We start from the raw sequence: 11,926 nt of genomic DNA on the forward strand, positions 1-11,926 counted from the left end.
TCTGAGCCAGGATCAAACTCTTCAGTTCAATTCCTGTTAAAACTCTCGCTTGACGTCTGCAGATCCAGTCTCCCAGATCCGCATCTAATCGTGCGAGCTCTTCATCTCTTTAGGTCATGCTTGCGCATAACCCCCAAAACAAGAACCCACACCTATCAATCATCACATTTTTAAAGAGCGTAAAATCAAGCTTTTGCTCGATTTTTTTCGCTGCGTCAGCAGCGAAGGTGCGCATTATACAGACGTTTTTTGTTGCGTCAACCTCTATTTCAGAGATTATTTCAACGTCTCGGAGTTAGAAAAAACAACAACCCCTTGATTCTTAACGTTTCTCGCCGATGCGTCAGCAGCGAAAGATGCGCATTATACAGGGCAGAACCATCGCGTCAACACTTTTCGCGAAGGATGCCTCTCTAAAACTCGAAAGCGAGCGCAAGACGACACAAAGAGACCGGATAGGCCGGAAACACCGCCGCGATCGAGCAAGCCTTACGTTCTCACCATCACTCCTTGCGAACGACACTTTTGCTAAACTCCCATGAGTTTTTCGCAGGCCTTCCCATGAATCATCATTTGAAACTTCTGATCTCCCCTATCTACACCGGGTCAAAACGGTTTCTTGCCAAGCAAAACCGCTGGACCGTTGTTACTGCGGGAAGTATTGGTCTTGTTGGGACGGTCGCTGCGTTTGCCCTGGCCCCTTCCGAACCCCAACCCGCCGTCGAAATTGACACCGTTCTGGAACAACTCAGCACCCCAATCGCCATTTTAGACACGCCCGAAAACACGGTATTCCTCCGAGAGGAACGCGTTGAGCGCTCGGATACCTTATCCAGTTTGATGAACCGGCTCGGCATAGAGGACCCTGAAGCAGACGAATTCATCCGGAAGACACCGTCGACGCAAGCCATATCCCGCCAGCTGAGTCCCGGCAAAGCAGTCACGGCAAAAACGAACGCGCGCGGAAAGCTTCACTCGCTTTGTTTCCCTCTCAACGGCAAGGAGGCGACGCTCGTTGTCGAGCGCGACGGCGAAGGCTTCAAAGCGTCAGAAGAAGTACTCCACCTCGACATGCGAACTGTTGTCAAATCGGGCCAAATTGAAAGCTCACTTTTTGCCGCCACCGACGCGGCCGATATTCCGGACGCGATTGCGAGTCAGCTTGCAGAAGTTTTTGGTGGCGACATCGACTTCTATCGGGATTTGCGAAAAGGCGACCGGTTTTCCTTGGTGTACCAGGCCTTTTACAATCGGGGGCAGGTCGTTCGAACCGGACGGATACTTAGCGCCGAGTTTGTCAATGATCGAAAGGTGTTCAGCGCTTTCTGGTATCAATCGACGGACGGCAAAGCGGGCTATTTCACAGGCGACGGGAAGAATTTGCGAAAAGCATTTCTGCGCTCACCACTTGAATTTTCGCGCGTTACCTCAGGTTTTTCGAGGGCCCGCCTTCACCCCGTGCTGCAAATTTCCCGCGCTCATAAAGGAATCGATTACGGCGCTCCTACAGGAACGCGAGTACGCGCCGTCGCGGATGCAGTAGTGGAATTCGCCGGACGCCAAGGAGGGTATGGCAACTTCATCGTCCTGAAGCACCAAGGCACCTACTCGACAGCCTACGGGCACCTTAACGGTTTTGCTCCAGGAATTCGTAAAGGAGCGCGCGTTGGGCAAGGGGACACGATCGGCTACGTAGGCAGTACAGGGTTAGCGACAGGGCCCCATTTGCACTATGAATTCCGGGTAAATGCTCAGCAAGTCAACCCCGCGACCATTGCGCTACCTACTTCGTTCCCGCTTGACGCGTCTCAACTGGCAAGATTCAAGGCCACGGCGGGCTCCTTGCGCGCATTGCTTGATCTAGCCAAGCAAACCCAAATGGCGGCTATAGATTGACGGAGAACCCGCAACGCAGGTGGCATACGATAAAAAAAAGCGGCCATCGCGGGCCGCTTTTCTTCTATCGCAGGATTTTAGGCCGAAAATGACGATCCACAACCGCACGTGGAAGACGCATTGGGGTTCTTAATAACGAACTGTGAACCTTCCAGCCCCTCGGTGTAATCGATTTCCGCACCGACGAGGTATTGATAACTCATGGGGTCAATGAGTAACGTCACGCCGTTCTTCTGCAGCGACGTATCGTCCTCGTTCGCCACCTCATCGAATGTAAACCCATATTGAAATCCCGAGCAACCTCCGCCCGTCACGAAAACACGTAGTTTCAGATCGGGATTCCCTTCCTCCTCAATAAGATCCTTGACCTTATTCGCCGCACTGTCCGTAAAGACAAACGGCAATGGCGTATCAACGACTGTATTCATTCCTCTTCCTTCGAAAAACCTAACTTTTCCCAACCCCGCGAAGAGATGGCTAGCTATTCGAGGCCAACTTCAATTCCACCGTCTTCGCGCTGACATGGTGTACAAGCCGCCCTTGAATCACCGCCCCCTGCTGAATCTCGATCTGGTGATACTCGACGTCCCCTGTGACTCGTGCCGCCGGTAAGAGTTCCAACGATACTCCCGCAAAAACAGGGCCGATAACCGTCCCATTAATCACTACATGGCCAACCGAAATTGCGCCCTCGACGCTGGCTTTTTCACTGATAACGACTGTCCCATCTTGCCCATCAGCACTCGTTATGTTGCCTCGGACTTCTCCGTCCACACGCAAACCGCCGGAGAAAACAACGTTCCCCTCGACCCTGGTACCTGAACCGATAAGACTGTCTATGCTGTTCTGCGGAGCGTTACCTTTCTTGTTCGTTCCAAACATGGACATTCCCCTAGAAAGCCAGTGATTGTTTGGCCCGTATCGTTTCATCCTGGAGAACCCGGGCCTCCACGCCAGTAACACTCGCCCCCACTGGGACGAGAACGATTCCTTCAAGTCGCTGAAAGTGCTTGATTTCGAACCGGAAATTTTCTTTTTTTGATTCCGTTTTATCCGGAACGGTGATGATAGCATCTTTGCCGTCTTGCCGCACTTTCACAACAAGTTGCAGCCACAGCTTAGGCTCCTTTAGCGGCCGGGAAGCACTATTTACAACCAACATCCTGTAACGGAACTCCCCGGGGGTTCCTGTGGGCTCGATACGGAAACGTTCGATGCGCAGCCCACCGCCCTCTCCCGCCGCATCCGAAGTGGGTATCAGACCTTCGAAGAAGGCCAGATCTTCCTTTAAGGCGGCATTCTCCATTTCGAGCGCTCTCACCTGCTGCAATAACTGCTTTTGTGTAGCACGCTCAATTTGCAGGTTACTCTCACCCGACCCCACCACGCTCCGCAGGCGCGCAAGTTCCGTATCGAGATCAACGAGATGCCCCCGCAGGGACTGGATCTCTCGGTCCGATTCATCTCGGTGGAACCCACCTGTTCTGCGCCCAACGTCAAAAATCCAGACAGCTGATATGACGAGTGCGAAGAGGACAGCAACAACAGTCAAGGCGCGCCAATACCACGCCACGTGTTGGCGAATAGCGAGTTTGGGGGCGCTGATACCAAACCGTCTCCGAAGACGCTTCAGCTTTACCGAAGGACGCGTAACGGACATGGCGGACTTAGGACGCCTCGTGTTGCGCAACAAACCGCATGAACGCTCCTTTTGGGGCGGCGCTTGACGCTAGACAATGATCCCGAACGGATAACAACCCATCGCAGTGGGCAACTCTCAACGAAATGATGCATCGCCTAGCACGCCAGAGGCGCCTGGCGCCCCAATCCCGCGCGCTACTCCGTATTGATGAACGTGACAAAAAATGCTCTGCCGACCCGCGCTTCACCATTTCTCATCGGTATAGTAGCAACTTACCGCTTGGTAGCGGTATCGCGCTGTTTTTCATCAAGCGACATACTTGAAAAAAAAAGCCGCCCGCGGGCGGCTTTCCTTTTCGCAAGGATATTGCCAGATTAGCGCTTGGAGAACTGCTTACGGCGGCGAGCCTTATGCAAGCCAACCTTCTTCCGTTCGACTTCGCGAGCGTCACGGACGACGAACCCAGCCTTCGATAATGCCGGCTTGAGCGCAGCATCGTATTCGATGAGCGCGCGCGTGATGCCGTGGCGAACGGCACCGGCTTGTCCGGACTCACCTCCGCCTGATACGTTGACCATGATATCGAAACCGGCCGTCTGCTCCACCAGCTCGAGCGGCTGGCGAACGATCATCCGACCGGTGACTCGCGAGAAAAACTCGTCCACAGGCTTACCGTTGACCACGATGTTGCCCGAACCGCGCCTCATGAATACACGCGCGACGGCACTTTTGCGGCGACCGGTGCCGTAGTAGAAATTTTCAGCCATTTCGACCTCTTAGAGTTCCAGAACTTTCGGCTGCTGAGCAGCGTGCGGGTGGGCGCTTCCCACGTAGCATTTCATCTTCTTCAGCATCGCATACCCGAGCGGCCCTTTCGGCAGCATGCCTTTGACAGCTTTTTCCAGGACCCGCCCAGGAAAACGCTGCTGCATCTTCGTGAAGTTCGTTTCATAAATCCCGCCGGGATAGCCCGTGTGACGGTAGTACATCTTGTCTTCGGCCTTATTTCCCGTAACACGCAGCTTCTCGACGTTCGTGACGACAATAAAATCGCCGGTATCGACGTGAGGCGTAAATTCAGGTTTGTGCTTGCCACGAAGGCGGCGAGCAATTTCAGTGGCGAGGCGGCCGAGCACCTTGTCAGTGGCGTCCACCACGAGCCACTCGCGCTTCACCTCATGCGATTTGGCGGAAAAAGTCTTCATTTGAAACGCCGTCCTTGTATGCCTGATAACGGAAAGCCGAGCATATTATTTCAAATCAACGACTCATGTCAATTGCTGTTTCCAACGCTGAGCGTCCCTGACCCCGGTATTTATCAATGCCTATCCTCATGTTCGACCGCTCCCACACAGCAAGCGAAGTCGACACGCATCGAAGGTCCAAAATGGCGACACAACTAAACTACAATAATCTTTTACGCAAAGGAAACCTATGGAATGTACAGTCAAATGGGTCGGTGAAGGAATGTCTTTTCTGGCTGAAACCGGGAGCAACCATTGCGTCACCATGGACGGCGCCCCAGAGGCCGGAGGAAGAAACATGGCACCTCGGCCTATGGAAATGGTATTGGTCGGAACCGGGGGATGCACAGCATTCGACGTCGTGCTGATTCTCAAAAAAGGGCGCCATGCCGTAACCGGGTGCGAGGTAATCCTCAAGGCCGAGCGCGCTGAAACGGAGCCCAAGGTATTCACGCGGATACACTTTCATTACCGCGTGACCGGTAAACAATTACGCCCCGAGGTTGTAGCGCGCGCCATCGAATTATCCAAAGACAAGTACTGCTCGGCGTCAATCATGCTAGGGAAAACGGCGACGATTACACACGACTTCGAGATCGTCGAAGCATAACCGCACAGATTTCCTCTCAAAGCACACGCCGGACGCCAGATCCTATAGATAGTAGGCCGTAGAAGTCATCACTCGGGCCGACACCTTCATCGCGAGCCTTACCGGCGGAGGAAGCTCGCGAGCACCCAAGCGAACGGCCATTTCTGCGTGGCGTCTTTCGTCTTCTTTCATCTGGCCTACGATGGCCTGCGACCGCTTGTCTTGCGCAGGAAGTGCCGACAGGTGCCCCGCGAGATGGGCTTCGACCTGACGCTCTGTCTCGGCAAGGAACCCCAGGTTCCACCCCGAGCCGAGCCGGCCGGCAACAACTCCCATCGAGAAGGCACCCAAATACCAGAAAGGATTGAGCAAGCTCTTCCTCGCCCCGACCTCGCCGAGTCTCTGTTCCGTCCAAGCCAGATGCTCGGTCTCCTCCTTAGCTGCGTTCTCCAATGCTTGGCGAATTTCCGGTTCGCGGCACGCAATTGCTTGTCCGTGATAGAGGGCCTGGGCACAAATCTCACCAACATGATTGATTCGCATCAGCGCTCCAACATGCGATTTATCACGCTCCGAGAGATCCGTTGCAAGTTCGCTATCCCCGGGCGTTGCACGGACGGAGCGCTGGCGAACAAAAAGCGTCCGTAGGATCTTGTCAAATTCGGCGATGAACGCATCAACCACGAAAATCTCCTGGGAAAACGATCAGGGCCAAACCGGCGGCCTGCTATCGTCCAGAGCGCAACGCTCGACGCGCATCTTCGGCACTTCCTAAACTGGGCGCCCCGGGGACGCAGAAGTAATTCGAGAAAAGCTCGACATGGTGATTGTTAGAACTACCTCGAATCGGCTTCCATTGGTTATCGCGAGCCTTAGACCAGGTCTTGTCGGACCGACCAAACGCGTAGAGCCGCTTTTCCCTCGTGGCGCAGCGAATGCCTTCATAGCTGATGTTTTCAGCGCCTGCGGAACTCTCAATGACTAAAGCATATCGAATGACGCCGTCCGCGCCGACGGATAGAGAATTGCCATCGATCCAAAATTTGGTGTCGCGCACCGCTCCAACTTCGAACGGAATCAGATTAGACCTGTCTGGAAAGGCAGGCAGTTGCACTTCCATTTCCGCCCAGGGTTTTTCGTCGAAATCATCGTCAAACCCTTCGGCGGCCCACGCGCTCGAAACGATTCCGAGCAAAAGGAAGCCCGACTGAAGGAAACGTTTAATCCCGCTCTTACAAAGACGCAACATCAGCCCCTTTACCCTTTCGGCAAGGTTTCCGCCGCACGCCCGCAAGGAATCCCTTCGCGCCGAGAACGACGGTGGTCTGCGTCGAGAAAGCGAGCGAGCTCATTCAACGCCTGTTGATAGACCTCACGCTTGAATTCGATCACGGCATCGAGCGAAACCCAGTAGTTATTCCAACGCCAGGCATCGAACTCGGGATGATCACAGGCACGCAGGGAAACATCGCTGTCGCGCCCAACCAATCTGAGCAAAAACCAAATCTGCTTTTGGCCGCGGTAGCTGCCGCGCCACTCGCGTTTTACCCAGTGGATCGGCACATCGTAACGCAACCAGTCCTTGGTACGGCCAAGAATGGCAACATGCTCCGGACGCAGCCCGACCTCTTCGTGCAGTTCCCGGTACATCGCCTGCTCAGGGGTTTCCCCCCGCTTGATGCCGCCTTGTGGAAACTGCCATGAGTGCTCGCGAATGCGCTTGCCCCAGAAGACCTCGTTTTTCGCGTTACATAGGATGATGCCGACGTTCGGGCGATAGCCTTCACGGTCAAGCATTGCGTAAACCTGCGGTATTCAAAAGTTGAATACATTCAACCATATTTCGCCCCCCTTGCAAAGCTTGCCACATCAAGAACTCGCCCCGATAAAGCACGCTGCCCGAGACATCGCCCGCATCGTGCCACTCTTGTAGAATTCACGTTTTGTCAAAAGAAGCCTGATCGCTATGCGAACCTCCAAGTTCTTCATCTCAACACTCAAGGAAGCCCCCGCCGACGCGGAGATCGTCAGCCACAAACTTATGCTGAGGGCGGGACTGGTCAAACGGCTCGCAGGAGGCATCTACACTTGGATGCCGATGGGGCTTCGGATACTGCGCAAGGTGGAAAACATTGTGCGCGAAGAAATGGATCGCGCTGGGGCTATCGAACTGCTGATGCCTGCTGTCCAGCCTGGCGAGTTATGGCAGGAATCGGGGCGGTGGGAGAAGTACGGACCTGAACTGCTAAGGCTGAAAGACCGGCATGCGCGCGATTTCGTCATCGGGCCAACGCACGAAGAAGTTATCACGGACGTCGTACGGAAAGAAATAAAGAGCTACCGTCAGCTTCCCGTTCATTTCTATCAGGTACAAACCAAGTTCAGGGACGAGATTCGCCCGCGTTTCGGTGTCATGCGCGGACGCGAGTTTCTGATGAAGGACGGCTACTCCTTCCACACCGATTTCGAGGGCTTGCAGCGTGAATACAGGAATATGTTCGACACCTACACGCGAATCTTTTCACGGCTTGGTTTGAAGTTCCGTGCCGTCGCAGCGGACACCGGATCGATTGGCGGAACGGGTTCACATGAGTTTCATGTACTTGCGGACTCCGGGGAAGACGCTTTAGCTTACTGCCCCCACTCGGATTACGCCGCCAACGTCGAACTCGCGGAGGCGCTACCGCCACGCAGTTCAAGGGAATCTGCCTCCGATCCAATGAAGAAAGTGGCGACCCCTGGCAAGACGCGTTGCGAAGACGTAGCCGAGTTTCTCGGGATCCCGATCACCAAGATGGTGAAAGCCATTGCAATCATGCGCGCCACCCCCGAAAACGAGGGAAGCGAGTTCACGCTGATCCTTTTGCGGGGCGATCACGATCTCAATGAAATCAAGACGCAAAAGGTTGTCGGCGAGTTCCGGTTTGCGCGGGACGAGGAGATCGTCGCCGCACTCGGTTGCAAACCCGGCTATATTGGCCCTGTTGGTGCACGCGACATTCCTGTTTTTGCCGATCACTCGGTGGCTGCGATGGCGAACTTCGTTTGCGGAGCCAACGAGGTCGACTTTCACTTATCGGGCGTTAATTTTGAGCGTGATTTACCCACCCCTAAGACGATCGCTGATCTGCGGAACGTCGTCACAGGAGACCCCTCTCCAGATGGAAAGGGGAAGTTGGAGTTATGCCGGGGTATTGAAGTCGGGCACATTTTCCAATTGCGGAGAAAATACGCGGAAGCGCTCAATTGCAGTTTTCTAGACGAAAGCGGCAAGAGTCAGATCATGGAGATGGGCTGTTACGGAATCGGGGTTTCACGTATCGTCGGCGCGGCAATCGAGCAGAACCACGATGAGCGCGGCATCATTTTCCCCGTAGCGATCGCCCCATTCCAAGTCGCCGTCGTGCCGATGGGATTCCACAAATCCTCGCAGGTGAAAGCGGCCGCTGAGGCTTTGTACGAAGAGCTTGCCGCTGCCGGAATCGACGTGTTGCTGGACGACCGGAGCGAACGCCCAGGGGTCATGTTCGCTGAAATGGAACTGATCGGGATCCCACACCGTATTGTGGTCGGAGAACGAGGATTGGCCGACGGAAAACTCGAGTACAAGGGCCGAACCGACAGTGACGCGACGATGATACCTCTAGCGTCTGCCCTGGGCTTTATCAAGGAAAGGCTGTGCGCCTCTTAATGTTATTTTCGGCGCTGTTGATTTGGCAACTTGCCTTCGCCGGCGCCCAAAAGTACGAACCACTGTCGGAGAGCGTCAGGGCGGCGCTATCGCGTACCATTTCGGATCAAGCACCGTCTCGTAGTTCTTTCTCAGACGCCATGGACGCCATTGACTGGCTGACCGAAATGTCTCGTCGCATGGATAGGCGAATTGCTGATCGGGAAAGCCGCCTGGAGTTTCTGAGGGCGGTTCACTACGAAGCGACACGCGCAGGACTTGACCCGCAGATGGTGCTCGGATTGATTCAAGTCGAGAGCGGCTTCAAAAAGTATGCGGTGTCCCCTGCCGGTGCGCGAGGGTTCATGCAGGTAATGCCTTTCTGGGTGCAAGTGATCGGTCGCAAAGAAGATAACCTATTCCACTTGCGCACCAACCTGCGGTACGGATGCACGATCCTCCGCCATTATCTCGACATTGAGCAAGGCGATCTATTTCGCGCACTCGGTCGCTACAACGGAAGCCTTGGACAGCCGGAGTACCCGAATCTGGTTCGCGCCGCTTGGCACGGACAATGGGCTTACGCCGCGACCAAGGCGCGGGTGGCCTCTAGCAAGCCATGATTACCTCATTCCTGGCAGCATGCCTTTCATTCCGCGCATGAACTTCGCCATGCCGCCCTTGGAAAACTGCTTCATCATCTTCTGTGTCTGTTCGAACTGCTTAAGCAGCCGGTTCACTTCCTGAACCTGGACGCCCGCGCCCATCGCGATACGGCGCTTGCGTGAAGCTTTCAAGATTTCCGGCCGACTGCGTTCGGCCGGCGTCATCGAATCGATAATGCCCTCCACACGGCTAATCATCTTCTGCTCACCACCTGCGGGCAATTGCCCGGCGAGTTGAGCGAATTGCGCTGGAAGCTTGTCCATCATTGACGAGAGCCCGCCCATCTTTCGCATCTGACTTATCTGTTCCTTGAAGTCGTTCAGATCGAAACCTTTGCCCGACTTCAGCTTTTTTGCCAACTCAACAGCCTGCTGCTCGTCGATTCCCTTCTTTGCTTCTTCGATCAAGGACAAGACATCGCCCATGCCAAGAATACGGGAGGCCATTCTCTCCGGATGGAAGGGCTCGATACCCGACAGCTTTTCACCCACACCGGCATACTTGATGGGACGACCCGTTACGTGTCGCACCGAAAGAGCTGCACCGCCACGCGCGTCTCCATCGAGCTTGGTAAGAATCACCCCCGTGAGAGGCAAGGCTTCGCTAAACGCTTTCGCCGTGTTGATAGCATCCTGACCGAGCATGGCGTCGACGACGAATAACGTTTCGATCGGATTCAGCGCCTTATGAAGCGCGGCGATCTCCCTCATCATCGCCTCGTCGATCGACAGTCGACCCGCCGTGTCGACCAGCAAGACGTCGTGATAATGACGTTTGGCCCACGCTGCCGCCTCTAGCGCGATATCGACTGGTTTATCACCAGATGAAGATGGGAAAAAGTCCACCCCAGCCTGCTCGGCAACGGCCTTCAACTGATCGATCGCCGCCGGCCGATAGACGTCGCAGGAAACGACGAGTACTTTCTTTTTCTGGGTTTCCTTCAAGAGCCGAGCCAGCTTGCCGACCGTCGTAGTCTTCCCTGCGCCCTGCAAACCGGCCATGAGAACGATCGCCGGCGGTTGAGTGGCAAGGTTGAGGCCGGTGTGCGCCTCCCCCATTAACGCGGTCAATTCGCGGTGTACTACGCCGATCAAGGCTTGGCCTGGCGTCAGCGAACCGATGACCTCCTCACCAACGGCCTTCTCTTTGACGGCGTTGATGAACGTTTTGACGGCTGGCAGGGCAACGTCCGCCTCCAGAAGTGCCAACCGCACTTCGCGCATTGCGTCGGCAATGTTGTCGTCGGTGAGACGAGCCTCTCCGCGCAACGTCTTCATGACGCGCGCAAGTCGTTGAGTCAGGTTATCAAGCATTTAGTTTCCGGCTTAGTGTAGACTTCAGAAGATGCCGGCTATTCTACTTCACCTTGTTTCACCGATCGCCTCGTGCCTGTTGTATGCGGCGCTTGGAGTGCATTTTTGGCGCACACGATGGCGGGCCGATGAAAAGCCGGGATTGCCTCTTGCAATGCGGCCTTGGGAACGACTCTCGATTCTCGCCGCTATTGTTATGCAAGGTGCAGGGCTTTATTGGAGCCTCTTCGGCGGGGGAGGTATGCGTTTCTCATTCAGCCTTGCATTATCCCTCATGCTTTGGCTTGCCGTCCTTATTTACTGGCTTGAGAGTTTCCGCTCCCGGATGGAAGGTCTTCAGCCGATGGTCCTACCGCTTGCCGCAACCTGCTCGGTTCTTCCAGCATTTTTTCCACAAATGCACTGGATTGCATATGCCGAGGCGTGGGGATTCAAGTTTCATTTTCTCGCTGCAATGCTGGCTTACAGCCTCTTCACTTTGTCAGCCCTGCACGCGGCGTTTATGAGCTTCGTCGAACGCAAGTTGCATCGGGGAAGGTTCGACTCGAACCTTGCCAGCCTGCCGCCCGTTCTCGCGATGGAGAACTTGCTTTTTCGCATGATCACCGTGGCGTTCACCCTCCTCACTCTGACGCTCGCTAGCGGATTGGGATTTTCAGAAGCAATTTTCGGAAAAGCGTTCGTATTGGATCACAAGACTCTCTTTGCGTTTATGTCTTGGATGATCTTTGCGGCTCTTCTCGTGGGCCGCCATGCGTATGGTTGGCGAGGACGTATCGCCTTACGCTGGACCATGACTGGATTTCTTGTTTTGCTCCTTGCCTATGTTGGGAGCCGTTTCGTATCGGAAGTTCTCCTCGGCAGAATCTAGAATAATCCTTCAGTCGCAGTGCAAAGAGCCGTATT

The 11,926-nt window shown here is 54.8% G+C and carries 14 protein-coding genes; 5 read left to right on the top strand and 9 right to left on the bottom strand.

Translation table 11 applies throughout. The features are described 5' to 3' along the window. The first annotated feature begins 561 nt into the window (after window positions 1-561). Complete coding sequence (locus NZ453_RS06520; RefSeq protein ID WP_263769659.1) at window positions 562-1,896, top strand: M23 family metallopeptidase; 1,335 nt, start codon at window positions 562-564, stop codon at window positions 1,894-1,896. 77 nt (window positions 1,897-1,973) lie between these two features. Here NZ453_RS06520 and erpA read toward each other — a convergent pair whose 3' ends face one another. The 5 genes from erpA to rplM all read right to left on the bottom strand — a co-directional run bounded on the left by erpA (window position 1,974) and on the right by rplM (window position 4,743). Beyond that, window positions 1,974-2,324, bottom strand: a complete 351-nt coding sequence (gene erpA, locus NZ453_RS06525) for an iron-sulfur cluster insertion protein ErpA (RefSeq protein ID WP_263769660.1) — start codon at window positions 2,322-2,324, stop codon at window positions 1,974-1,976. 49 nt (window positions 2,325-2,373) lie between these two features. Then, on the bottom strand, window positions 2,374-2,778 hold the full coding sequence (locus NZ453_RS06530) for a bactofilin family protein (protein WP_263769662.1): 405 nt from the start codon (window positions 2,776-2,778) through the stop codon (window positions 2,374-2,376). 10 nt (window positions 2,779-2,788) lie between these two features. After that, the gene (locus tag NZ453_RS06535; protein ID WP_263769663.1) at window positions 2,789-3,556 is read right to left on the bottom strand and encodes a DUF6776 family protein; all 768 of its coding nucleotides are present in this window, start codon (window positions 3,554-3,556) and stop codon (window positions 2,789-2,791) included. 356 nt (window positions 3,557-3,912) lie between these two features. Continuing rightward, window positions 3,913-4,305 carry a 30S ribosomal protein S9 gene (gene rpsI, locus NZ453_RS06540; protein ID WP_263769664.1) on the bottom strand — a complete coding sequence of 131 codons (393 nt, stop codon included), beginning with the start codon at window positions 4,303-4,305 and terminating at the stop codon, window positions 3,913-3,915. Between the two features lie 9 nt (window positions 4,306-4,314). Continuing rightward, entirely contained in the window at window positions 4,315-4,743 is a 429-nt protein-coding gene (gene rplM / locus NZ453_RS06545; protein WP_263769666.1) for a 50S ribosomal protein L13, read from the bottom strand. Between the two features lie 229 nt (window positions 4,744-4,972). On the opposite strand from rplM, the gene NZ453_RS06550 reads away from it, so the two are divergent. Then, window positions 4,973-5,392 carry an OsmC family protein gene (locus NZ453_RS06550; RefSeq protein ID WP_263769668.1) on the top strand — a complete coding sequence of 140 codons (420 nt, stop codon included), beginning with the start codon at window positions 4,973-4,975 and terminating at the stop codon, window positions 5,390-5,392. 42 nt (window positions 5,393-5,434) lie between these two features. Here the strand turns inward: NZ453_RS06550 and coq7 are convergent, their stop codons facing one another. Genes coq7 through NZ453_RS06565 form a run of 3 tightly spaced genes read right to left on the bottom strand, consistent with a single transcriptional unit; the run spans window position 5,435 to window position 7,168 of the window. Next, window positions 5,435-6,055, bottom strand: coding sequence for a 2-polyprenyl-3-methyl-6-methoxy-1,4-benzoquinone monooxygenase (coq7, locus tag NZ453_RS06555; protein WP_263769669.1), 621 nt, complete (start codon window positions 6,053-6,055; stop codon window positions 5,435-5,437). Window positions 6,056-6,098: 43 nt separating this feature from the next. Beyond that, on the bottom strand, window positions 6,099-6,620 hold the full coding sequence (locus NZ453_RS06560; RefSeq protein WP_263769670.1) for a CNP1-like family protein: 522 nt from the start codon (window positions 6,618-6,620) through the stop codon (window positions 6,099-6,101). 8 nt (window positions 6,621-6,628) lie between these two features. Then, the gene (locus NZ453_RS06565; RefSeq protein ID WP_263769671.1) at window positions 6,629-7,168 is read right to left on the bottom strand and encodes an RNA pyrophosphohydrolase; all 540 of its coding nucleotides are present in this window, start codon (window positions 7,166-7,168) and stop codon (window positions 6,629-6,631) included. 169 nt (window positions 7,169-7,337) lie between these two features. On the opposite strand from NZ453_RS06565, the gene NZ453_RS06570 reads away from it, so the two are divergent. Together NZ453_RS06570 and NZ453_RS06575 are read left to right on the top strand one after the other, a co-directional pair. After that, window positions 7,338-9,062, top strand: coding sequence for a proline--tRNA ligase (locus NZ453_RS06570; RefSeq protein ID WP_263769672.1), 1,725 nt, complete (start codon window positions 7,338-7,340; stop codon window positions 9,060-9,062). After that, window positions 9,062-9,664 (top strand): lytic transglycosylase domain-containing protein, encoded by a 603-nt coding sequence (locus NZ453_RS06575; protein WP_263769938.1) that lies wholly within the window; start codon window positions 9,062-9,064, stop codon window positions 9,662-9,664. Before NZ453_RS06570 ends, NZ453_RS06575 begins: the two co-directional genes overlap by 1 nt. Here NZ453_RS06575 and ffh read toward each other — a convergent pair whose 3' ends face one another. Further along, a complete protein-coding gene (gene ffh, locus NZ453_RS06580) occupies window positions 9,665-11,020 on the bottom strand; it encodes a signal recognition particle protein (RefSeq protein WP_263769673.1) in 1,356 nt (451 codons plus the stop codon). Between the two features lie 31 nt (window positions 11,021-11,051). Between ffh and NZ453_RS06585 the strand changes: the two genes are divergently transcribed. Then, window positions 11,052-11,891, top strand: coding sequence for a cytochrome C assembly family protein (locus tag NZ453_RS06585; protein WP_263769674.1), 840 nt, complete (start codon window positions 11,052-11,054; stop codon window positions 11,889-11,891). Window positions 11,892-11,926 lie beyond the last annotated feature (35 nt).

Source organism: Propionivibrio soli (assembly GCF_025770765.1).
Taxonomy (GTDB): domain Bacteria; phylum Pseudomonadota; class Gammaproteobacteria; order Burkholderiales; family Rhodocyclaceae; genus Propionivibrio; species Propionivibrio soli.

Excerpts from the sequence above, each read along its gene's own strand:
- NZ453_RS06575 (WP_263769938.1), top strand. The coding sequence starts at position 9,062 with ATGTTATTTTCGGCGCTGTTGATTTGGCAACTTGCCTTCGCCGGCGCC.
- NZ453_RS06560 (WP_263769670.1), bottom strand. The coding sequence starts at position 6,620 with ATGTTGCGTCTTTGTAAGAGCGGGATTAAACGTTTCCTTCAGTCGGGC.
- NZ453_RS06565 (WP_263769671.1), bottom strand. The coding sequence starts at position 7,168 with ATGCTTGACCGTGAAGGCTATCGCCCGAACGTCGGCATCATCCTATGT.
- ffh (WP_263769673.1), bottom strand. The coding sequence starts at position 11,020 with ATGCTTGATAACCTGACTCAACGACTTGCGCGCGTCATGAAGACGTTG.
- NZ453_RS06535 (WP_263769663.1), bottom strand. The coding sequence starts at position 3,556 with ATGTCCGTTACGCGTCCTTCGGTAAAGCTGAAGCGTCTTCGGAGACGG.
- NZ453_RS06570 (WP_263769672.1), top strand. The coding sequence starts at position 7,338 with ATGCGAACCTCCAAGTTCTTCATCTCAACACTCAAGGAAGCCCCCGCC.
- NZ453_RS06530 (WP_263769662.1), bottom strand. The coding sequence starts at position 2,778 with ATGTTTGGAACGAACAAGAAAGGTAACGCTCCGCAGAACAGCATAGAC.
- erpA (WP_263769660.1), bottom strand. The coding sequence starts at position 2,324 with ATGAATACAGTCGTTGATACGCCATTGCCGTTTGTCTTTACGGACAGT.
- NZ453_RS06585 (WP_263769674.1), top strand. The coding sequence starts at position 11,052 with ATGCCGGCTATTCTACTTCACCTTGTTTCACCGATCGCCTCGTGCCTG.
- NZ453_RS06550 (WP_263769668.1), top strand. The coding sequence starts at position 4,973 with ATGGAATGTACAGTCAAATGGGTCGGTGAAGGAATGTCTTTTCTGGCT.
- NZ453_RS06520 (WP_263769659.1), top strand. The coding sequence starts at position 562 with ATGAATCATCATTTGAAACTTCTGATCTCCCCTATCTACACCGGGTCA.
- rpsI (WP_263769664.1), bottom strand. The coding sequence starts at position 4,305 with ATGGCTGAAAATTTCTACTACGGCACCGGTCGCCGCAAAAGTGCCGTC.
- rplM (WP_263769666.1), bottom strand. The coding sequence starts at position 4,743 with ATGAAGACTTTTTCCGCCAAATCGCATGAGGTGAAGCGCGAGTGGCTC.